Source organism: Nocardioides sp. (genome assembly GCF_035503875.1).
GTDB lineage: Bacteria > Actinomycetota > Actinomycetes > Propionibacteriales > Nocardioidaceae > Nocardioides.
In genome coordinates, this window is the sequence record NZ_DATJTA010000094.1 from 1 (window position 1) to 20,635 (window position 20,635).

General features: G+C 72.9%; 19 protein-coding genes and 1 riboswitch. Of the genes, 18 read left to right on the plus strand and 1 reads right to left on the minus strand.

Annotated features, from left to right (window positions below; genetic code table 11):
* The first annotated feature begins 188 nt into the window (after positions 1-188).
* A riboswitch (TPP riboswitch) is annotated at positions 189-296 on the plus strand.
* From VMF51_RS23225 to VMF51_RS23250, 6 genes are all read left to right on the plus strand, one after another.
* Positions 287-1,363 carry a thiamine ABC transporter substrate-binding protein gene (locus tag VMF51_RS23225; protein WP_325476857.1) on the plus strand — a complete coding sequence of 359 codons (1,077 nt, stop codon included), beginning with the start codon at positions 287-289 and terminating at the stop codon, positions 1,361-1,363. Its footprint overlaps the riboswitch before it by 10 nt.
* Positions 1,360-2,994: an ABC transporter permease gene (locus VMF51_RS23230; RefSeq protein WP_325476858.1), complete on the plus strand. Its 1,635-nt coding sequence runs from the start codon at positions 1,360-1,362 to the stop codon at positions 2,992-2,994. The genes VMF51_RS23225 and VMF51_RS23230 overlap by 4 nt, the downstream gene beginning before the upstream one ends.
* Complete coding sequence (locus tag VMF51_RS23235) at positions 2,994-4,004, plus strand: ABC transporter ATP-binding protein (RefSeq protein WP_325476859.1); 1,011 nt, start codon at positions 2,994-2,996, stop codon at positions 4,002-4,004. The genes VMF51_RS23230 and VMF51_RS23235 overlap by 1 nt, the downstream gene beginning before the upstream one ends.
* 35 nt (positions 4,005-4,039) lie before the next feature.
* Positions 4,040-5,050, plus strand: a complete 1,011-nt coding sequence (locus VMF51_RS23240) for a phosphatase PAP2 family protein (protein WP_325476860.1) — start codon at positions 4,040-4,042, stop codon at positions 5,048-5,050.
* 406 nt (positions 5,051-5,456) lie between these two features.
* Complete coding sequence (locus VMF51_RS23245; protein ID WP_325476861.1) at positions 5,457-6,791, plus strand: C40 family peptidase; 1,335 nt, start codon at positions 5,457-5,459, stop codon at positions 6,789-6,791.
* 73 nt (positions 6,792-6,864) lie between these two features.
* The gene (locus VMF51_RS23250; protein ID WP_325476862.1) at positions 6,865-8,901 is read left to right on the plus strand and encodes an acyl-CoA dehydrogenase; all 2,037 of its coding nucleotides are present in this window, start codon (positions 6,865-6,867) and stop codon (positions 8,899-8,901) included.
* A 157-nt stretch (positions 8,902-9,058) separates the two neighbouring features.
* Here the strand turns inward: VMF51_RS23250 and VMF51_RS23255 are convergent, their stop codons facing one another.
* Positions 9,059-9,556 carry an inorganic diphosphatase gene (locus VMF51_RS23255; RefSeq protein ID WP_325476874.1) on the minus strand — a complete coding sequence of 166 codons (498 nt, stop codon included), beginning with the start codon at positions 9,554-9,556 and terminating at the stop codon, positions 9,059-9,061.
* A gap of 106 nt (positions 9,557-9,662) precedes the next feature.
* On the opposite strand from VMF51_RS23255, the gene dacB reads away from it, so the two are divergent.
* The 12 genes from dacB to VMF51_RS23315 all read left to right on the plus strand — a co-directional run bounded on the left by dacB (position 9,663) and on the right by VMF51_RS23315 (position 20,594).
* Positions 9,663-11,150, plus strand: coding sequence for a D-alanyl-D-alanine carboxypeptidase/D-alanyl-D-alanine endopeptidase (gene dacB / locus VMF51_RS23260; protein ID WP_325476863.1), 1,488 nt, complete (start codon positions 9,663-9,665; stop codon positions 11,148-11,150).
* Positions 11,147-12,172, plus strand: coding sequence for a zinc-dependent metalloprotease (locus tag VMF51_RS23265; protein WP_325476864.1), 1,026 nt, complete (start codon positions 11,147-11,149; stop codon positions 12,170-12,172). Before dacB ends, VMF51_RS23265 begins: the two co-directional genes overlap by 4 nt.
* A 16-nt stretch (positions 12,173-12,188) precedes the next feature.
* Positions 12,189-13,169, plus strand: coding sequence for a tRNA lysidine(34) synthetase TilS (gene tilS / locus VMF51_RS23270; protein WP_325476865.1), 981 nt, complete (start codon positions 12,189-12,191; stop codon positions 13,167-13,169).
* A 10-nt stretch (positions 13,170-13,179) separates the two neighbouring features.
* Positions 13,180-13,731, plus strand: coding sequence for a hypoxanthine phosphoribosyltransferase (hpt, locus tag VMF51_RS23275; RefSeq protein WP_325476866.1), 552 nt, complete (start codon positions 13,180-13,182; stop codon positions 13,729-13,731).
* A 114-nt stretch (positions 13,732-13,845) separates the two neighbouring features.
* Positions 13,846-15,906: an ATP-dependent zinc metalloprotease FtsH gene (gene ftsH / locus VMF51_RS23280; RefSeq protein WP_325476867.1), complete on the plus strand. Its 2,061-nt coding sequence runs from the start codon at positions 13,846-13,848 to the stop codon at positions 15,904-15,906.
* Positions 15,903-16,523 (plus strand): GTP cyclohydrolase I FolE, encoded by a 621-nt coding sequence (gene folE / locus VMF51_RS23285; protein ID WP_325476868.1) that lies wholly within the window; start codon positions 15,903-15,905, stop codon positions 16,521-16,523. The genes ftsH and folE overlap by 4 nt, the downstream gene beginning before the upstream one ends.
* 45 nt (positions 16,524-16,568) lie before the next feature.
* On the plus strand, positions 16,569-17,384 hold the full coding sequence (gene folP, locus VMF51_RS23290; protein ID WP_325476875.1) for a dihydropteroate synthase: 816 nt from the start codon (positions 16,569-16,571) through the stop codon (positions 17,382-17,384).
* Positions 17,381-17,758 (plus strand): dihydroneopterin aldolase, encoded by a 378-nt coding sequence (gene folB, locus VMF51_RS23295; protein WP_325476869.1) that lies wholly within the window; start codon positions 17,381-17,383, stop codon positions 17,756-17,758. The genes folP and folB overlap by 4 nt, the downstream gene beginning before the upstream one ends.
* Positions 17,751-18,320 (plus strand): 2-amino-4-hydroxy-6-hydroxymethyldihydropteridine diphosphokinase, encoded by a 570-nt coding sequence (gene folK / locus VMF51_RS23300; protein WP_325476870.1) that lies wholly within the window; start codon positions 17,751-17,753, stop codon positions 18,318-18,320. The genes folB and folK overlap by 8 nt, the downstream gene beginning before the upstream one ends.
* Positions 18,321-18,327: 7 nt before the next feature.
* Entirely contained in the window at positions 18,328-18,831 is a 504-nt protein-coding gene (locus VMF51_RS23305; RefSeq protein ID WP_325476871.1) for a DUF3180 domain-containing protein, read from the plus strand.
* A 94-nt stretch (positions 18,832-18,925) separates the two neighbouring features.
* Positions 18,926-19,465, plus strand: coding sequence for a hypothetical protein (locus VMF51_RS23310; protein WP_325476872.1), 540 nt, complete (start codon positions 18,926-18,928; stop codon positions 19,463-19,465).
* Between the two features lie 43 nt (positions 19,466-19,508).
* Entirely contained in the window at positions 19,509-20,594 is a 1,086-nt protein-coding gene (locus VMF51_RS23315) for a GNAT family N-acetyltransferase (RefSeq protein WP_325476873.1), read from the plus strand.
* The last annotated feature ends 41 nt before the right edge of the window (positions 20,595-20,635 follow it).

A 20,635-nucleotide genomic window follows, 5' to 3' on the forward strand; every position in this document is an offset into this window, starting at 1 on the left:
CAGCAGCCAAGACCTCGCCTGGGTCGCCCACGAACTCAACGACCGCCCACGCAAACGACATGGCTACGCTCGCCCCTCAGAACTGATCGACAAGCTGCTGTTGCGCTGACGCCCCGAGCCCGCCCTGCATACCGTGATGAAGCAGCAACCCCCGAGACCGACCCCCGCCAGCCAGGGCGTAGCCTGGCCCCACACGACAGGGGAGCACGCGCGAGCGTGCTGAGAGTGCGGAAGAGCCGCAGACCCTCGAACCTGCTCCGGTTAGCACCGGCGAAGGGAGTCCGGAATGAAGTGCATCCGTGCGCGCGCCCAGGCGGTCGCGCTCACCACCGCGAGCACGCTGCTGCTCGCGTCCTGCTCGCTGGGTGGAGGTGAGAGCGAGGAGGCCAGCGGCGGCGACGGCGGTACGCCGACCGAGGTCGTGCTGGTCACGCACGAGTCGTTCGCCCTGCCCGACGAGCTCGTCGAGGCCTTCGAGGCCGACACCGGCCTGCGCCTGACCCAGCGTGCGGCGGGCGACGCGGGCACGCTCACCAACAAGCTGGTCCTGACCAAGGACAACCCGACGGGCGACGTCGCGTTCGGCGTCGACAACACCTTCGCCTCGCGCGCGGTCGACGAGGGGGTGTTCGCGCCGTACGCCCCGACCCTTCCCGAGGGGGCCGAGGCCTTCGCGCTCCCCGGCGAGGGGGCCGACGTCCTCACGCCGGTCGACGCGGCGAGCGTGTGCGTCAACATCGACGACACCTGGTTCGCGCAGGAGAAGCTCGCTCCGCCGACCAGCCTCGCCGACCTGGCGAAGCCCGCCTACCGCGACCTGTTCGTCGTCCCCGGCGCCACCACCAGCTCGCCCGGCATGGCGTTCCTGCTGGCCACCATCGCCGAGTACGGCGACGACTGGGCCGACTACTGGGGCGACCTGATGGACAACGGCGCCAAGCTGACCGACGGCTGGTCGGACGCCTACCAGGTCGACTTCACCCAGGGCGGCGGCGAGGGCGACCGGCCGATCGTCGTCTCGTACGACTCCTCGCCCGCCTTCACCGTCGACGGCGAGGGCGGCACGACCACGAGCGCGCTGCTCGACACCTGCTTCCGCCAGGTCGAGTACGCCGGCGTGCTGGCCGGCGCCGAGAACCCCGACGGCGCCGAGCAGGTCGTCGACTGGCTGCTGAGCGACGAGGTCCAGGCGGCACTGCCCGACAGCATGTACGTCTTCCCCGTCTCCTCGGCCGTCGAGCTGCCGGCCGACTGGGCGCGGTTCGCGCAGCAGCCGGAGACGCCGTACGAGGTCGATCCCGCCGAGATCAGCGCGAACCGCGACGCCTGGCTGCGGGAGTGGAGCGACATCACCAGCCGATGAGGCGCACCGCGGCGCTCCTGGCACTGGCCCTCGGGCCGGTGCTGGTGCTCGGGGTGTTCTTCGTGCTGCCGGTCAGCGGCATGTTGGCCCGCGGCCTGTGGCCGGACGGCACCTTCGACCCGGGAGCGGTCGCGGAGGTGCTGACCCGGCCGCGGGTGCACCGGGTGCTGTGGTTCACCGCCTGGTCGGCCGGGGCCGCGACCCTGGTGTCGGTGGCGCTCGGCCTGCCGGCGGCGTACGCGTTGCACCGCCTGGCGTTCCCGCTGCGCCGGGTGATCCGGGCCGCGCTGCTGGTGCCGTTCGTGCTGCCGACCGTGGTGGTCGGGGTGGCGTTCAAGCAGCTGCTGGGGGAGTCGGGTCCGCTCGGTTTCCTCGGCCTGGACGGTACGCCGGTGGCGATCGTGCTCGGTCTGGCGTTCTTCAACGTGTCGGTGGTGATCCGCGTGGTCGGGTCGGCCTGGGAGTCGCTGGACGTGCGCCCGGCCGAGGCGGCGGCCGCGCTCGGGGCCGGGCCGGTCCAGGTGTTCCGGACCGTCACGCTGCCGGCTCTGCGACCCGCGATCGTGTCGGCGGCGAGCGTGGTCTTCCTGTTCTGCGCCGCCGGCTTCGGGGTGGTGCTGACCCTGGGCGGGCTGCGCTACTCGACCGTCGAGACCGAGATCTACCTGCTCACGACCAACCTGCTCGACCTGCAGGCCGCCGCGGCGCTGTCGATCCTGCAGCTGGTCGTGGTGAGCGTGCTGCTGGTGATCTCCGGTCGGCTCCGGGCGGTGCCCGACCCGGGGGTCTCGCGGGTGCTCGCCCGGCCGCGGCGGCCGCGCCCGGGTGACGTGCCCGTGCTGCTCGCGACCGGCGTCGTACTGCTCTTCGTCGGGCTGCCGGTGCTGACCCTGGTCGCCGGGTCGTTGCAGGTGGACGGTGCGTGGAGCCTCGGCAACTACCGGGCGCTGGGCTCCACCGGCGACCAGCAGGCGCTGCTCGTGCCGGTCACCGAGGCGCTCGGCTTCTCGCTGCGCACCGCCGTGGACGCGACCTGGATGTCGCTGCTCATGGGCGTGCTCGTGGCCACGGTCGTGACCCGGCGCTCGCGCACGCGGGCCGAGCGGCGGGTGCGCTCGGCGCTCGACGGGTTCTTCATGCTGCCGCTCGGGGTGTCCGCGGTGACGGTGGGCTTCGGCTTCCTGATCACCCTGGACTCGCCGCCGCTCGACCTGCGCGACTCCCCGCTGCTGGTGCCGATCGCCCAGGCGCTGGTGGCCCTCCCGCTGGTGATCCGCACCCTGGCGCCGGTGCTGCACGGCATCGACGACCGGCAGCGCCAGGCCGCCGCCTCGCTCGGCGCGGGGCCGCTGCGTACCGTCCTCACCGTGGACCTCCCGGTCGTGTGGAAGCCGCTGCTGGCCGCCGCCGGGTTCGCCTTCGCGGTGTCGCTGGGCGAGTTCGGCGCGACGTCGTTCCTGGCCCGCGACGACCAGCCCACGGTGCCGGTCGTGATCTTCCGGCTGATCGGCCACCCGGGCGCGATGAACTACGGGATGGCGCTCGCCGCCTCCGTCGTCCTCGCGGCCGCCACCGCCCTCGTGATGCTGCTCGTCGAGCGGCTCCGCGTCCCCTCGGTAGGAGCCTTCTGATGCTGTCCCTGGCCGGCGTCTCCGTCGCGTACGACGGCGTGCCCGTCGTCCGCGACGTCACCCTCGACCTCCCCGACGGCGGGGTGCTCGCCGTCCTCGGCCCCTCCGGCAGCGGCAAGTCGACGCTGCTGCGCGCGGTCGCCGGGCTGGAGCCGGCGAGCGGCGGCCGGATCAGCTGGGACGGGCAGGACCTCGCCCGGGTCCCGACGCACAAGCGCGGCTTCGCGCTGATGTTCCAGGACGGCCAGCTCTTCAACCATCTCACCGTCGGCCGCAACATCGGGTACGCCCTGCGGCTGCGCCGCGCCCGCGGCATCGACGCGCGGGTCGGCGAGCTCCTGGAGCTCGTCGGTCTCACCGGGTACGCCGACCGGCTGCCCGCCACGCTCTCCGGCGGCGAGCGGCAGCGGGTGGCGCTCGCCCGGGCGCTCGCCGTCGAGCCGCGGCTGCTGCTCCTCGACGAGCCGCTCTCGGCCCTCGACGCCGGGCTGCGCGAGCGGCTCGCGGGTGACCTGCACCGGATCCTGCGGGCCGCCGGCACGACGGCGCTGATGGTCACGCACGACCACGACGAGGCGTTCACCGTGGCCGACCGGCTGGCCGTGCTGCGCGACGGCGTCCTCGTGCAGGAGGGCGACATCGCCGCCGTCTGGCGGGCCCCGGCCGACCCGGCGACCGCGCTGTTCCTGGGTTACGCGCGGGTGCTGGTGGGTCCGGCCGCCGGCGCCGTACTCGCCGCCGCCGGCCGGCCGCCCGCCGCGTCGGTCGCCGTACGGCGGTCCGCGCTGAGTGTCGCTGCGGACGGCAGGCTCGCCGCCACGGTGCGCTCCGCGCGGGCCACCCCCGAGCAGGTGCGCCTCGTCGTGGACGTCGACGGCGTGGGAGAGGCGGACGCCGTGGCGAGCCTCGACCGCCATCCCGGACCGGGCGAACGGGTCCGGCTGGACGTCGACGTGACCAGGCTCGCGGTCATCCCCACGGGCGTGGCGGAGGATCAGTCCTTACACTGACCCTCGTGTATCGCCGCGCCTATTCCCTGCTTGTGGTGACGGCGGTGGTGATCGGCGCGTGGGCGGTGATCACGGCGGTCGCCATCGGTCGGCCCCTGATCGACCCCGAGGGCAGCTTCCTCGGCCCGTCGTGGCTGCGGCTGCCGATCCTGTGCTTCGGCGCGCTCGCCCTCGACCTGGTGCCGCGGGCGCTGTGGCTCTCGAAGCTGCGCGTGCGGGCCATGCCCGGGATCATGCGCGAGCGGCTGCGGACGCACTGGAACCGCGAGCGCGTGCTGCTGGTGATGCTCGGGATCGTCTGCTTCTACGTCATCTACGTCTGCTATCGGAACCTCAAGTCGTTCCTGCCGCTGGTCAGCGACCGGATGTACGACCGCGAGCTGCACATGCTCGACCGGGTGCTGTTCTTCGGCCACGAGCCCGGCCCGGTCATCCACGACCTGCTCGGCACGACCGTGGTCGCGCACCTGCTCTCCAGCTTCTACCTGCTGTTCATCCCCATGGTCGCGATCCTCGTGACGGTGTGGCTGGTGTGGTCGCGCAACCTGTCGTACGGCTGGTGGTTCGTCACCGCCCAGGGCCTGGCGTGGACCCTCGGCACGATCTCGTACTACGCCCTCCCGACCCTCGGCCCCGGCCTCGAGTACTACTGGCTGTACGACGACCTCGCGCACACCGGCACGACCGACCTGATGAACTCCCTGGTCAACGCCCGGCAGGGCGTCCTGTGGGGCGACGGCCAGGCTCAGACCGTCGCCGGCTTCGCCAGCCTGCACACCGGCATCTCGCTGCTGTGGGCGCTGATGGTGCAGTTCACCGTCCAGAGCCGGGTGCTGCGCATCCTGTTCTGGATCAACTTCGGCCTGACGGTCGTCGCCACCCTGTACTTCGGCTGGCACTACATCGCCGACGACGTCGCCGGCATCCTGATCGCCCTGGTCTCCTTCTACGTCGCGGGTCTCGCGACCGGCCAGAAGTTCGAACGCGGCGGGCTCTCCTCGCACCCCACGACGACCACCTCCGCCGTACCCGTCGGGCGCGACTGAGTCCTCGGCGTGCCCGACGGCCGCAATTGCAGCCGTAGGGCAGGTCGGGGCACCGATCCCGTGCCCGACGGCCGCAATTGCGCTGGTCGGGCGGGGCGAGGCTCGGCCGCGCCTGACGGCACGCGCCCTACGGCCGCAATTGCAGCCGCCGGACGTCCCGGCGCGGACATTCCCTGTCCTACGGCCGCAATCGCGGCCGTCGAGCGCGCCCGCACGCAGAAATCCCGCGAACTACACGGGTGTAATTTTCAAGCCGACACGCCGTGAATTCTGAGAAAGTTGGGGAAATTGTGGCGAATGTGACGAAAGTTCACTAGCGTGACGGTCGGCCCCAGGTGGCGAGCGGAGACACCTGCACACCCCTGGGGCCCTTCCACGACCTGACCGCCGCAGAGAGGGACCCACCGTGCGCAGAATCCGGACCGCAGCGGGGATCACCGTGGCGACGGCGCTGCTCAGCGGTGCGGCCGGGCTCGGCGTGGCGGCGGCCGACGAGACCGACGACGTGCCTACGCGGCAGGAGGTCGAGCAGGCCCAGGGGGCGGCGGTCGCGGCGGCGAGCACCGTCGACGAGGTCCGCGCGCGGCTCGCGCTGGCCAATGCCCGCCTGGAGGCCGCCTCGATGCAGGCGGCACAGGCGGCCGAGGCCTACAACGGGGCGCGCTGGCGGGCCGACGAGGCACGGCGGGCCGCGGAGAAGGCCCGGACCGCGGCCGGTACGGCGGCCGCCGACCAGGAGGGCATGCGTCGCGACTACGCCGACCTGATGGTCGCGTCGTACCAGGACACCCCCCAGCTCGCCGCCCTCCAGGCGATCACCGAGGCCGACGGGCTCAGCTCGATGCTGCAGACCGCCAGCACCCTCCGCTCGGGCCAGGCCGCACTCGACCAGCGGTACGACGAGCTCCGGGCCGCGACCGTGGTCGCGACGACCGCCGCGGACCGTGCCGAGGACGCGCAGGACACCGCGGACGCGGCCGCCGACGAGGCGCTCGCCGCCCGGGACGCCGCGACCGCCGCTGCCGACAGCGCGAACGCCGAGGCGGCCGCCGTCGCGGCGGAGAAGACGAGGCTGATCGCCGACCTCGCCCGGCTCCAGGACATCAGCGTCGCGCTCGCCGAGCGCCGCCAGGCCGGGCTGGAGGAGCGGGCGCGGCAGGCCGCCGCTGCCGCCGCCGAGCGCGAGGCCCGTCGCCAGGCCCGGCAGGCTGCCGCCGAGGCCGCTGCCGAGGCTGCCGCACAGCAGGCGGCGGCGGATGCGGCCGAGCAGGCGGAGCAGGACGAGCAGGACGAGCAGGACGCGGACCAGGGCGACGACGACACGAGCTCCGGCCAGCACAAGCAGGCCGTCCCGGACGAGGCTCCGCCCGCACCGGGCGCCGGCGTACCCGCCGTCCTCGCCTTCGCCCGCGCCCAGCTCGGCGACCCCTATCGCTGGGGCGCCTCCGGCCCCTCGGCCTGGGACTGCTCCGGCCTGACCGCCGGCGCCTGGGCCGCGGCCGGCAAGAGCCTGCCGCACTACTCGGTGGCGCAGTACGAGCAGTCCACGCCGATCCGCTCCTCCGACCTCCGACCGGGCGACCTGGTCTTCTGGGGCTCCTCGAGCAGCCCCTCGTCGATCTACCACGTCGCCCTCTACGCCGGGAACGGGAAGATCATCCACGCCCCGCGCACCGGCAAGCCGGTGACCGAGGAGTCCATGTACTACTGGATCCCGCCGGGCTTCTTCGCCCGCCCGTAGCCCGATCCGGCGACGGTCCAGACCGGGATCCACGCCACGTCTGACCGTCGTGACCCGTGGGTAACGTGGGTGCATGTCGACCGACACCGTGCCCCCGTCCTCCGCCGAGGACGTGCCCACGACGGCCCCGGCCGCGACGCCCCAGCAGGACACCGACGCCGAGGTCGAGGAGCGCGCCGGCCACCACCAGCCGGCGATCGACGTACCCGCCCTGACCGCGCTGCTCGACGGGCAGTACGCCGAGGTCCGCGACCTGGTGCGCACCAACCTGGCGGAGTACGCCGGCATCCTCGAGGACGCCGAGACGATGACCCGCGACGAGTTCCGCGAGCGCGTCAAGGACGTCGTCCTCGAGATGGCGGCCACCGGCCAGACCGGCATGGGCTTCCCCGAGGAGTACGGCGGGGGCGGCGACATCGGCGCGTCGGTCGCGGCCTTCGAGACCCTGGCGTACGGCGACCTGTCGGTCCTGGTGAAGGTCGGCGTGCAGTTCGGGCTCTTCGGCGGGGCGATCCTGCAGCTCGGCAGCAAGGAGCACCACGACGCCTACCTCGCCAACCTGGTCACCGGGCGGTTGATGGGCTGCTTCGCGATGACCGAGTCGGGGCACGGGTCCAACGTCCAGGCGCTCGGCACCGTGGCGACGTACGACGCCGCCACGCAGGAGTTCGTCGTCCGCACCACCCGCGAGGACGCGCGCAAGGACTACATCGGCAACGCCGCCCGGCACGCCGAGCTGGCCGTCGTGTTCGCGCAGCTGGAGGTGGGTGGGCGGTCCGAGGGCGTCCACGCGTTCGTCGTACCGATCCGCGACCGGGACGGCGCCACGCTCCCCGGCGTACGCATCGAGGACGACGGCCTGAAGATGGGGCTGAACGGCGTCGACAACGGCCGGATCTGGTTCGACGACGTCCGGGTGCCGCGCACCGCGCTGCTCAACCGGTTCGCCGACGTGAGCCCGGAGGGGGTCTACGAGAGCCCGATCGAGAACCCCAACCGGCGCTTCTTCACCATGCTCGGCACCCTCGTGCAGGGCCGGGTCTGCGTCGGCGGCGCCGGCATCAACGCCGCGAAGGTCGCGCTCACCATCGCCACGAGGTACGCCCTGCGCCGGCGCCAGTTCGAGGCCACCAGCGAGGACGAGGAGGAGCTGCTCCTCGACTACGGGATGCACCAGCGGCGGCTGCTGCCGCTGATCGCGCACACCTACGCGCTGCACTTTGCGCAGGAGGTCGTGGCGGCCCAGCTGCACGACGTCACGTCCGGTATCGAGACCGCCGAGCACGCGAAGCGCGAGCTGGAGTCGCGGGCCGCGGGCACCAAGGCGCTCGGCACCTGGCACGCGACCCGCACCATCCAGGAGTGTCGCGAGGCGTGCGGGGGAGCGGGCTACCTCGCGGAGAACCGGTTCGCCGCGCTGAAGGCCGACACCGACGTGTTCACGACCTTCGAGGGCGACAACCACGTGCTGCTGCAGCTCGTGGCGAAGGGTCTGCTGACCGACTACGCCAGCGACTTCGAGGACCTCGACCAGCTCGGCATGGTCCGCTTCGTCACCGGCCTCGCGGTCGAGACAGTGATCGAGAAGACCGCCGTCCACAAGCTGCTGGAGCGGATCAAGGACGTCCTGCCCGGCGGCGACCAGTGGGACCAGGAGGCGGGCCTGCTCGACAGCGACTACCAGCTGGCGATGCTGCGCTTCCGCGAGGAGCACATGCTGTCGGGCGTCGCGCGGCGCCTGAAGCGGGGCGTCGACCACGGCGACAACCCGGGCGCGGTGTTCTCCCGGGTCCAGGACCACGTCATCGCCGCGGCCCGCGCCCACGTGGAGCGGCTGGTGCTGGAGGCCATGGTCGCCAAGGTGGAGGCCCTGCCCGACGGCGACAACAAGGTCGCGCTCCGGCTGCTGTGCGACCTGCACGCGCTGAGCACCATCGAGGCCGACCGGGCCTGGTTCATGGAGCACGGCCGGCTCTCGGTGGCCCGCTCCAAGGCGATCAGCCGCGAGATCGGCAGCCTGTGCCGCAAGGTCCGCCCGCTCGCCGCCGACCTGGTCGACGCGTTCGCCGTACCGTCCGAGATGCTCCGCTCTCGCGACCTGCTGGGCTGAGCGGGCACCGCGTCCCGTCAATCAATCGGCGCTTTTCGCGGCGTGTCGTACGACGATTGACGGGTCGGCCCGCGGAGCCCGTCGTCCGGCCGCGGATCGACCCGTCGATGCTGCGACGACACGCCGCCAGAAACGCCGAGAAAGTGACGGCTCGGCGTCAGTGCACCGAGCCGGGGTTGTCCTTGAAGCGCTGGAACGACGCCCGCACCTCGTCCTCGGCCTCGGAGCGGCCGACCCACTCGGCGCCCTCGACGGACTTGCCGGGCTCGAGGTCCTTGTAGACCTCGAAGAAGTGCTGGATCTCCAGGCGGTCGAACTTGGAGACGTGGCTGATGTCGCGCAGGTGCTCCAGGCGCGGGTCGGTCGCGGGGACGCACAGGACCTTGTCGTCGCCGCCGGCCTCGTCGGTCATCCGGAACATGCCGATCGCGCGGCACTTGATCAGGCAGCCCGGGAAGGTCGGCTGCTGGAGCAGCACCAGCGCGTCCAGCGGGTCGCCGTCCATGCCGAGGGTGTCCTCGATGTAGCCGTAGTCGGCCGGGTACTGCGTGGAGGTGAACAGGGTCCGGTCGAGGCGGAGCCTGCCTGACTCGTGGTCGACCTCGTACTTGTTGCGCTCACCCTTGGGGATCTCCACCAGTACGTCGAACTCCAGCACGTGTTCCTCCGCCGTCTGCGGGCCACCGTCCAGAGGCCCTCTCGTCAGTATCCGGGCAGTCTCCCCCACAATGGCCGCGGATGCGTAGCGGAGAGGGGATCGGGTGCACCGACGTGACGGACGCCACGGGCGGGCGTGCCGCGGGACGGGCGAGGAGGGTCGCTTCCGGACCTGGCTCGCGCTGCTGGTCGTGCTCGCGCTCACGGCCGGGGTGGTGGCGACCTACCGCTACGACCTGGCCGACCGCTGGTTCCCGCGCGACCCGGCCGGACCGGTCGACCCCACGACCGTCGCGCCGCCCCCGGGCCTGGACCTGCCGCCGGTCACCGACCCGGCACCGCTGGCCGCGCCGCTCGGGGTCGACGCCACGATCGACAAGGCCGCGGTCCGGGCCGCGCTGGCGCCGTACCTGCGCGACGACGACCTGGGCGACCACGTCCTGGCCGCCGTCAGCGGACTGTCGGGCGGGCCGACGTACACCTTCGGCCGGGGTACGGCGGTGCCTGCGTCGACCACGAAGCTGCTGACCGCGCTCGCCACGCTCGCGACCATCGACCCGGCGACGACGTACGCCACCCGGGTGGTCCGCGAGGGCCGGCGGGTCGTCCTGGTCGGCGGCGGGGACCCGCTGCTGGCGAGCGCGCCGCCCGACGCCGACCGCGAGGCCGGCGAGCCCGCGGCCTGGCCGGCCCGCGCGGACCTCACGACGCTCGCCCGGCAGACCGCCGAGTCGCTGCTGGCGGCCGGCGTGACGAGCGTCCGACTGCGGTACGACGACTCGCTGTTCACCGGTCCGGCGGTGAACCCGTCCTGGCCCGACTCCTACCTGCCCGACGGGGTGGTCGCTCCGATCTCGGCCCTGTGGGCCGACCAGGGCCGCCCCGAGGAGGGGACCGGCCGGGTCGCCGACCCGCCGCGGGCGGCCGCGGAGATCTTCGCCCGCGAGCTGGCGAGGGCCGGGGTCGCGGTCGCCGGCCGACCGGCGCCCCGGACCGCCGGCGCGACGGCCGAGCAGGTCGCCGAGGTCCGCTCCGCGCCCGTGTCCCAGCTCGTCGAGCACGCCCTGCTGGTCAGCGATAACGAGGCGACCGAGGTGCTGATGCGCCACCTCGCGCTGGCGACGGGAGCAGCGGGCAGCTCGGCCGAGGGGACCCGGGCGGTCCTCGCGGTGCTGGACCGGCTCGGCGTACCGACCCAGCGGGTGCGGCTCCGCGACGGCAGCGGCCTGTCGCGCAAGAACCTGATCCCGCCCGCCACCCTGCTCGGCGTGCTGCGCCAGGCCGCGACCGGGGCGCCCGCCCTGCGCCCGGTGCTGACCGGCCTGCCCGTCGCCGGCTTCACGGGGTCGCTGACCTCGCGGTTCGCGAACGGCCCCGCCGAGGGGCGCGGCCGTGTCCGCGCCAAGACCGGCACGCTCACCGGGGTCAGCAGCCTGGCCGGCGTCGTGACGACCGTCGGCGGGACGCCGATGCTGTTCGTGCTGATGACCGACGAGGTCGCGCTCGCCGACACCCTCGACGCCCGGGCGGACCTCGACGCCGCCGCATCCGCCCTGGCCGCCTGTGAGTGCGCGGGTACGGTCGAGCCATGACGCGGGAGATGGTGGACTGGGACCTGGCCGTGAAGATCGGCTCCCGGATCGCCGGCGAGGGTCCCGTGATCACCCGGGAGCAGGCGGCGGCGACCGTCGCGGAGCTGCGGGCGGACGCGTCCCGCTCGACCGGCCTGGTGCGCGAGTTCACCGGCCTCGACGCCCCCGACGGCACCGCACCGGTGCTCGTCGTCGACCGGCCCGGCTGGATCCAGGCGAACGCGGACGGTTTCCGCACGGTCCTCTCGCCGCTCGTCGACAAGCTGACCGACACGAAGCCGCCGTCCGGACTGGCGCTCGCGTTCGGGTCCCGGGTGACCGGGCTGGAGGTCGGCGGACTGCTCGGCTTCCTCGGCGGCAAGGTCCTCGGACAGTTCGACCCCTTCCACGACCCGCACGGTCGGCTGCTGCTGGTCGCCCCCAACATCGTGCACGTCGAGCGCGAGCTCGACGTCGACCCGACCGACTTCCGGCTCTGGGTGTGCCTGCACGAGGAGACCCACCGGGTCCAGTTCACCGCCGTGCCCTGGATGCGCGACCACCTGTTCTCCGAGATCCGCGCGATCGCCGAGACGGTCGACTCCGGCCCGGCCCTCGAGGACGGCTTCCAGCGCGTCGTCGAGGCGCTGCGCAACGGCACCGGCGGCAGCCTGATGGAGGCGCTCGGGTCACCCGAGCAGCGCGCCATCATCGACCGGGTGACCGGCGTGATGTCGCTGCTGGAGGGCCACGCCGACGTGGTGATGGACGGGGTCGGTCCCCAGGTCATCCCGAGCGTCGCCGCTATCCGCTCGCGCTTCAACGAGCGCCGCGGCGGCGTCGGCACGCTGGACCGGCTGCTGCGCCGGCTGCTCGGGCTCGAGGCCAAGATGGCGCAGTACCGCAACGGCGCCAACTTCGTCCGCGGCGTCGTCGGCAAGGTCGGGATGAGCGAGTTCAACGCGGTCTGGGAGCGCCCCGAGCACCTGCCCAGCACCGTCGAGATCGCGGACCCCGAGGCCTGGATCGCCCGGGTCCTGTGACTCGCCGGGGACCCGGATGACGCTGCACCCCTCGGTCGCCGCCGTCCGCCGAGGCGTACGGCGCGCGCTCGCCGACCTCGACCCGGGCCGGACCGTGCTGGTGGCCTGCTCCGGCGGCGCGGACTCCCTCGCCCTGCTCGCCGCCACCGTGGCCGAGGCCGGCCGACCGGGCCTCCGCGTCGTCGGGGCGACCGTCGACCACGGGCTGCAGGCGGGCTCGGACGCCCACGCCGCGCGGGTCGTCGAGCAGATGGCCGGCCTGGGGGTGGACGAGACCGTCGCCGCGCGGGTGCGCGTGGACGAGGCCGGCATCGGCCCGGAGGCGGCGGCGCGGCGCGCGCGGTACGCCGTCCTGGAGGAGATGGCCCGGCATTTCGACGCCCCGGCCGTCCTGCTCGGCCACACCCGCGACGACCAGGCCGAGACCGTGCTGCTCGGCCTGACCCGCGGGTCGGGCGGTCGCTCCCTGGCGGGGATGCGGCGCGCCTTCGACCGCTACCGGCGCCCGCTGCTCGACGTGGCCCGCACCGACACCGTCACCGCCTGCCAGGTCGAGGGCATCGAGTTCTGGGAGGACCCGCACAACAGCGACCCGGCGTACACACGGGTCCGCGTGCGGCACGCCGTGCTCCCGATGCTGGAGGAGCAGCTCGGCCCCGGGGTCGCCGCGACCCTGGCCCGCACCGCCGACCAGCTGCGCAGCGACATGGACCTGCTCGACGACCTCGCCGAGGCCGCGCACCTCCGGCTCGCCGACGCCGACGGCGCGCTGCCCGTCGCCGGCCTCGCCGCGGAGCCGGACGCCGTACGCCGCCGCGTGCTGCGGATCGCGGCCGTGGCGGCCGGTGCGCCGGCCGCCGAGCTGTTCCACGAGCACGTGCTCGCCCTCGACGCACTGGTCACCGACTGGCACGGCCAGAAGTGGATCGACCTGCCCGGTCACCTGCGCGGGCAGCGGGTGGACGGCGGTCTCCGGGTCGTCCGAGCCGACCCTTAGGCTGAGGGCCATGGACGCAGCCCATGTGGAGAACGACCTGGTCAACGTGCTCTTCACCGAGGAGCAGATCCAGGATCGGATCGGCGAGCTGGCCCGGCAGATCGAGGCCGACTACGAGGGCAAGGACATCCTGATCGTCGGCATCCTGCGTGGCGCGGTGATGGTCATGGCCGACATGGCGCGCGCGTTCTCCCGCCACATCGAGATGGACTGGATGGCGGTCTCGTCGTACGGCTCCGGCACGAAGTCCAGCGGCGTCGTGCGGATCCTCAAGGACCTCGACACCGACATCTCCGGGCGCCACGTGATCATCGTCGACGAGATCATCGACACCGGCCTCACGCTGTCTTGGCTGACCTCCAACCTGTCCTCCCGCACGCCCGCGAGCGTCGAGATCTGCACCCTGCTGCGCAAGCCCGAGGCGCTGCAGATGCCGGTCGAGGTGAAGTACGTCGGCTGGGATATCCCGAACGAGTTCGTGGTCGGCTACGGCCTCGACCACCGCGAGCGCTACCGCAACCTGCGCGACATCGGCACCCTGGCGCCGCACGTCTACTCCTGAGCGCGCCCCCGACGGGACCTCGAGCGCCCGATCTCACCTGTTTGCTGCGAGAATCGTGATTGCCGACGACGTGTACCGTCGTGGGTTCAGACGTGCCCGAGTCGGAAGAAGCCAGTGAAGCGCATATTCAAGGGTCCGTGGGTGTGGATCGTCGTCGCTGTCGTCGGCGTCCTGCTCGCATTCCAGTTCCTCACCCCGAACAGCGGGGGCGACGAGATCGCCGCCTCCCAGATGAGCAAGTACATCTCCTCGGGCGAGGTCAAGGAGATCACGTTCGTCGACGGTGACCAGGAGATCCGGGCCACCCTCGACAAGGACGTCCGCGCCGACGGCGCCGAGGTCTTCACGAAGTGGATCGGCGGCACCCAGGACGCCACCTACGACGCGGCGATCGAGCAGTTCGACGAGGGCAACATCGAGAAGGTCGAGACGGAGGTCGCGGAGCAGAGCATCCTCGCGACGCTGCTGCTCTCCTTCCTCCCGATCATCCTGATCGTGGTGATCTTCTTCTGGCTCATCAACAGCATGCAGGGCGGCGGCGGTCGCGGTGTCATGCAGTTCGGGAAGTCCAAGGCCAAGCTGATCTCCAAGGACATGCCGAAGACGACGTTCACCGACGTCGCCGGCGCCGAGGAGGCCATCGAGGAGCTCGGGGAGATCAAGGAGTTCCTCCAGGAGCCCGCGAAGTTCCAGGCCGTGGGCGCCAAGATCCCCAAGGGCGTGCTGCTCTACGGACCTCCGGGCACCGGCAAGACCCTGCTCGCCCGCGCCGTCGCCGGCGAGGCGGGCGTGCCGTTCTACTCCATCTCCGGCTCCGACTTCGTCGAGATGTTCGTGGGCGTCGGCGCCAGCCGGGTCCGCGACCTGTTCGAGCAGGCCAAGGAGAACGCCCCCGCGATCGTCTTCATCGACGAGATCGACGCCGTCGGCCGCCACCGCGGGGCCGGCATGGGCGGCGGCCACGACGAGCGCGAGCAGACCCTCAACCAGCTCCTCGTCGAGATGGACGGCTTCGACGTGCGGGGCGGGGTCATCCTGATCGCGGCGACCAACCGGCCCGACGTCCTCGACCCCGCGCTGCTGCGTCCGGGCCGCTTCGACCGCCAGATCCAGGTCGACGCCCCCGACCTCTCGGGGCGCCACCAGATCCTGCAGGTCCACTCCCGCGGCAAGCCGATGTCCGAGGACATCGACCTGATGTCGGTCGCGCGTCGCACGCCCGGCTTCACCGGTGCCGACCTCGCCAACGTGCTCAACGAGGCCGCGCTGCTCACCGCGCGCAGCAACGAGAAGCTGATCACCAACGCGACCATGGACGAGGCGATCGACCGGGTCATCGCCGGCCCCCAGCGGCGTACCCGCCTGATGAGCGAGAAGGAGAAGCTCATCACCGCCTACCACGAGGGCGGGCACGCCCTCGTCGCCGCGGCGCTCCCGGGCACCGACCCGGTCCACAAGATCACGATCCTGCCGCGCGGACGGGCGCTGGGCTACACGATGGTCCTGCCCGACGAGGACAAGTACTCCCAGACCCGTTCGGAGATGCTCGACAAGCTCGCCTACATGCTGGGCGGCCGGGCGGCCGAGGAGATGGTCTTCCATGACCCGACCACCGGTGCCGGCAACGACATCGAGAAGGCCACCAACCTGGCCCGCGCGATGGTCACCCAGTACGGCATGACCGACCGGCTCGGCGCCATCAAGCTCGGCGAGGCGCAGGGCGAGCCGTTCCTGGGTCGCGACATGGGCCACCAGCGCAACTACTCCGAGGACGTCGCCGCGATGGTCGACGAGGAGACCAAGAAGTTCCTCGCGACCGCCCACCAGGAGGCCTTCGACATCCTCGAGGAGAACCGCGACGTCCTCGACTCGCTGGTGCTCGAGCTGCTCGACAAGGAGACGCTCGACAAGGCCCAGGTGGCGGAGATCTTCACGCCGCTGCGCCGCCGCCAGGCCCGCCCGGCCTGGACCGGCTCGCCGGACCGCAGCCCCTCCGACATCCCGCCGATCGAGATCCCGCAGGAGATCCGCGACCGGGCCTCGGCCAACGGGCACACGCCCGAGAGCGCTCCGGGCGTCGTCGTCACCCCGCCCGGCCCGGGCGGCGACGTGCACGGCGACCCGACCCTGGGCGGGCAGCCCGGCCCGACCCCGCCGGGACCCGGGGCGGTATGACCGACCCGGTGACCGGTCCGGTCCGCGCGCCCGAGGACATCCCCGCGTACGACCACGAGCGGGCCGAGGCCGCCGTACGCGAGCTGCTGCTCGCGATGGGCGAGGACCCGGACCGGGAGGGCCTGCTGGAGACGCCGGCCCGGGTCGCGCGGGCGTACGCCGAGCTGACCGCCGGGCTGCGGATGGCCCCGGAGGACGTGCTGACGACGACCTTCGACATCGGCCACGACGAGATGGTGCTGGTGCGCGACATCGAGCTCTGGTCGATGTGCGAGCACCACCTGGTGCCGTTCACCGGGGTCGCGCACGTGGGCTACATCCCTGCCGAGACCGGCAAGATCACCGGGCTCTCGAAGCTGGCCCGGCTCGTCGACGTCTACGCCAAGCGACCCCAGGTGCAGGAGCGGCTGACCACCCAGGTGGCCGACGCGCTCGTGGAGATCCTCGAGGCGCGCGGCGTCGTCGTGGTGATCGAGGCCGAGCACCTGTGCATGACCATGCGGGGCGTCCGCAAGGCCGGCGCGCGCACGATCACCTCCGCCGTGCGGGGCTCCTTCCTCTCGGACCCGGCCACCCGGTCCGAGGCGATGGCGCTGATCCACAGCCCCAGGCGCTAGCGTCGGCCCGTGGACCTGCTGCGCACGACGAGCCGGCCCCGGGTGATGGGCGTCGTCAACGTCACCCCCGACTCCTTCTCCGACGGCGGTCGCTTCCTCAGCGTCGACGCCGCCGTGAGCCACGGCCTGGAGCTGCTGGCCGACGGCGCCGACCTGCTCGACATCGGGGGCGAGTCCACCCGGCCGGGGGCGACCCGACCCCTGGTCTCCGAGGAGCTCGCCCGGGTCGTGCCGGTGATCCGGCAGCTCGCCGATGCGGGTGCGGTCGTCTCGGTCGACACCATGCGGGCCGAGGTCGCCGAGGCGGCGCTGGCCGCGGGCGCCGTCCTGGTCAACGACGTCTCGGGCGGGCTCGCCGACCCCCGGATGCTGGCCGTGGTGGCCGACGCGGGCGCGCCGTACGTCGCGATGCACTGGCGCGCGCACAGCGACCACATGACCGACTTCGCGGCGTACGACGGTCCCGGCGGGGTCGTCGCCGGGGTGCGTGACGAGCTCGCGGCCCGGGTCGAGGCGATGCTGGCCGCCGGCATCGCGGAGGACCGGATCGTGCTCGACCCCGGGCTGGGCTTCGCCAAGCGGGCCGAGCACAACTGGGAGCTGCTCGCCGACCTGGCGCCGGTGCTCGGGCTGGGCTTCCCGGTGCTGGTCGGAGCAAGCCGCAAGAGCTTCCTCGGGAGCCTGCTGGCGCCCCCGGGCGGCCCGTCGCGGCCGGTGGACGAGCGCGAGTATGCCCATGCCGCCGTCATCGTCCAGCTGACCCGTCTGGGAGCCTGGGGCGTGCGCGTGCACGACGTACGTGCCGCGCGCGACACGATGGCGGCCACCGCCGCGATCGCCTCCCGAGAGAGGTCGACATGACGCAGGACATCGACGAGCTGGCCGTGCTGGGCATCGAGTGCTTCGGCCACCACGGCGTCTTCGAGTTCGAGAAGCGTGAGGGCCAGACCTTCGTGATCGATCTCGCGCTGGGCGTCGACACCAGGTCCGCGGCGGCGTCGGACGACTTGCAAGACACCGTCGACTACGGGAGTCTCGTGGCCGCGGTGAAGAACGCCGTGGAGCACGACCCGGTCGACCTGATCGAGACCCTGGCGCAGCGGATCGCGGACGTCTGCCTCTTGGACGGCCGTGTTGAATGGGCGCGGGTCACGGTCCACAAGCCGGATGCACCCATCGAGGCGACGTTCCGCGACGTCGCACTGACGATCACGCGAAGGACTGCCCGTGACTGAGACCCCCAACCCGCACATCGTCGACGCCGACACCCTCACCGGGGAGATGCGTCCGATCCGTCGAGCGGTGTTGGCGCTGGGGTCGAACCTCGGGGAGCGCATGGCCGCCCTCCAGGGCGCCGTCAACGCGCTGGCCGACACCCCCGACGTCTGGATCACCGGTGTCTCGCCGGTCTACGAGACCGCTCCCGTGGACTGCCCGCCCGACGCGAAGAACTTCCTCAACGCCGTCGTGCTCATCGACACCACGCTCGCCGCGACCCGGCTGATGGACCGGGCACTGGCCATCGAGGACGCCTTCGACCGCGAGCGCTCCGAGGAGGCCAACTCCTCGCGCACCCTCGACGTCGACCTGATCGTCGTCGGCGACCGCCGCAGCGACGACGAGCACCTGCGCCTGCCCCACCCGCGCGCCCGCGAGCGCGCCTTCGTGCTCCAGCCCTGGTTCGACCTCGAGCCCGACGCCGAGATCCCCGAGTCCGGGCCGATCTCCGAGCTGCTCGCCTCCGTCGGCAACGACGGCCTGACGCTGCGCGACGACCTGAAGCTCGAGCTCGAGTGAGCCGCCGGTGAGCCTGCCTCCCGAGGAGCCGCCGGGACCCCCCGACGGCCCCGGTGAGGGACGGCTCCGGCCCACGTCCCCGGCCTGGCTCACCGTCTGCGCCGTCGTCGGCCTGGTCGGCGGATGGTTCGTGCGGCCGCTGGCCGTCGAGCTCGACGGCACCGCCCGCGTCGTCTCCTGGGCGCAGCCCGTCGCCCTGGCGGTCGTCGCGGTCATCGTCGGCGCCGCCGCCTGGTCCACCTGGCGCCAGCTCCAGGTGCGCCACGAGCGGATGGAGCCGCACCGTGCCCTGAACCGGCTCGCGCTCGGCCGGGCGAGCGCCTACGTCGGCGCCCTGGTCGCCGGAGCGTACGCCGGGTACGCCGTCAGCTGGCTCGGCCTGGCCTCGGAGCTGGTCGGCGAGCAGGTGACGCGGTCCGCGGTCGCCGCGCTCGCCGGCGTGGCGATGGTCATCGGCGGACTGCTGCTCGAGCGAGCGTGTCGCGTCCGTTCCGACGAGCCGGAGGCATAGCCTCGTCACTATGCCCCACGAATCGGCACCAGCCTCGTCAGCAACACGCGTCACAGCCCGTCGTCGTCAGCGCAGCACCCGGCTGACCGTCGCCGTGACGCTCCTGGTGCTCGCCGCCCTCGTCGTCACCGGCGCGGTCCTCAGCGGCTCGTGGCTGCTGGTCACGCTCGCGGCCTTCGCCGGGGTCGTCCTCGGCGCCGCCGCCACCCGCATCACCCACACCGAGCTGGCCCAGGCCCGTCGCGACGCCGCCCGGGACCGGGCCGAGCAGGCGCAGGCCTACCGGCGGCTGACCGAGGAGCGCTCGGCCGAGCACGCGTCGTACGTCTCGACGATGGCGGAGCGGATCGCCGAGCGCGAGTCCGCCCTCGCCGAGCTGCAGGACGCCCTCGGGGTCGCCCAGCGCCGGGCCGCGGACGCGACCCGGAAGATGAACGCCGAGGCGCGTCGCGCCGACATCGCCGAGCGCGAGGGCGAGCGGGTCGCCTCCCGCCTCGACGAGGCGGAGCGGACCGCCGCCGAGGCGGTCGTCCTGGTCGCCGAGCTGGAACAGCAGGTCGACGTGCTCCGGGCCGAGCTCGAGTCGGTCACCGCCGCCTGGCGCACGGCCGAGGCCGGACGCCGGCGCGCCTGAGCGCCTGCACGCGTCTGGGACCCGTCGGGCAGAATGCCTCGACGTGATCCCCGACGACTCCCGTTTCGAGACCGATCCCGGGGAGCTGGTCCCGGACCCGCCCGGACTGCCGGAGGGCTGGAGCGTCGCGACGCCCGACCCCAGTGACCGCTTCGTCGTCGCCCGGCTGACGAACCTCCTGCGCGCGCACGAGCGGCACGGCCGCGGCTGGGCCGGGTCGGGGGTCGACGACGTGCTCGTCGAGGTCTCCGAGCACGGCCTGCGCATGCGGGAGAACGTCGTGGTCCGCGACCCCGACGACGAGATCCGCGCCTGGGGGAGCGTCCACGACCGTGCCGGCGGGCGGATGCTGTTCGTGCACGTCGTCGAGCGGGACCTGCCCGAGGACGTAGCCCGGGCGTGCTCCGACGTCCTCGTGGAGTGGGCGGTCGGTCAGGCCAAGGCGGTCGGCGCCGCCCGGGGCCTGGAGGTCCAGCAGATCGACACCGGCGCCTTCGCCGACGACCAGCGCCAGCACGCGTGGCTGGAGGCCTCCGGCTTCACCCACGTGCGGACCTGGCACCAGCAGACCCGGCCGGTCGCTCCCGACGAGGTCGACTTGGTTCCCGACCCCGACCAGTGGGAGCGGGACGGGATGCGGATCCGCCTGGTCCGCCGTACCGGCTCCGGCATGCCCGACGAGGACGACCTGCGCGACGTCCACGACGTGCTGGAGGGCGCGTTCGTCGACCACTTCAACTCGTGGGAGGAGACGTTCGACGAGTTCCTGCACCGGCTGCGCGAGGACCCCGGCCACCGCTGGGACCACTGGTGGCTGGCCGAGCTCGTCGACGGCGACGAGCGGCAGCCCGTCGGCGCGCTGGTGGCGACGGTGTCGTCGAGCGCCACGGGACCCGACGGCTCCTACGTCTCCTACATCGGCGTGCTGGAGGCCGCCCGCGGCCGCGGGGTCGCCAAGGGCCTGCTGCGCACGGTGATCGCCGACGCCGCCGCCCGAGGCCGCGACCGGGTCGGCCTCGAGGTCGACGCCGACTCGCCGACCGGCGCGCACGGCCTGTACGCCGCGATGGGCTGGGAGACGACGTACGTCACCGAGTCCTGGCACCGCGACGTCCCCGTCCCCTCATAGCGCGACCCGGCGTGAATGTGGTGCCGACCCGGCGCGAACTC

Coding starts and splice junctions, on each gene's coding strand:
- VMF51_RS23225 (WP_325476857.1), top strand. CDS start 287: ATGAAGTGCATCCGTGCGCGCGCCCAGGCGGTCGCGCTCACCACCGCG.
- VMF51_RS23230 (WP_325476858.1), top strand. CDS start 1,360: ATGAGGCGCACCGCGGCGCTCCTGGCACTGGCCCTCGGGCCGGTGCTG.
- VMF51_RS23235 (WP_325476859.1), top strand. CDS start 2,994: ATGCTGTCCCTGGCCGGCGTCTCCGTCGCGTACGACGGCGTGCCCGTC.
- VMF51_RS23250 (WP_325476862.1), top strand. CDS start 6,865: ATGTCGACCGACACCGTGCCCCCGTCCTCCGCCGAGGACGTGCCCACG.
- VMF51_RS23265 (WP_325476864.1), top strand. CDS start 11,147: ATGACGCGGGAGATGGTGGACTGGGACCTGGCCGTGAAGATCGGCTCC.
- tilS (WP_325476865.1), top strand. CDS start 12,189: ATGACGCTGCACCCCTCGGTCGCCGCCGTCCGCCGAGGCGTACGGCGC.
- hpt (WP_325476866.1), top strand. CDS start 13,180: ATGGACGCAGCCCATGTGGAGAACGACCTGGTCAACGTGCTCTTCACC.
- folE (WP_325476868.1), top strand. CDS start 15,903: ATGACCGACCCGGTGACCGGTCCGGTCCGCGCGCCCGAGGACATCCCC.
- folP (WP_325476875.1), top strand. CDS start 16,569: ATGGGCGTCGTCAACGTCACCCCCGACTCCTTCTCCGACGGCGGTCGC.
- folB (WP_325476869.1), top strand. CDS start 17,381: ATGACGCAGGACATCGACGAGCTGGCCGTGCTGGGCATCGAGTGCTTC.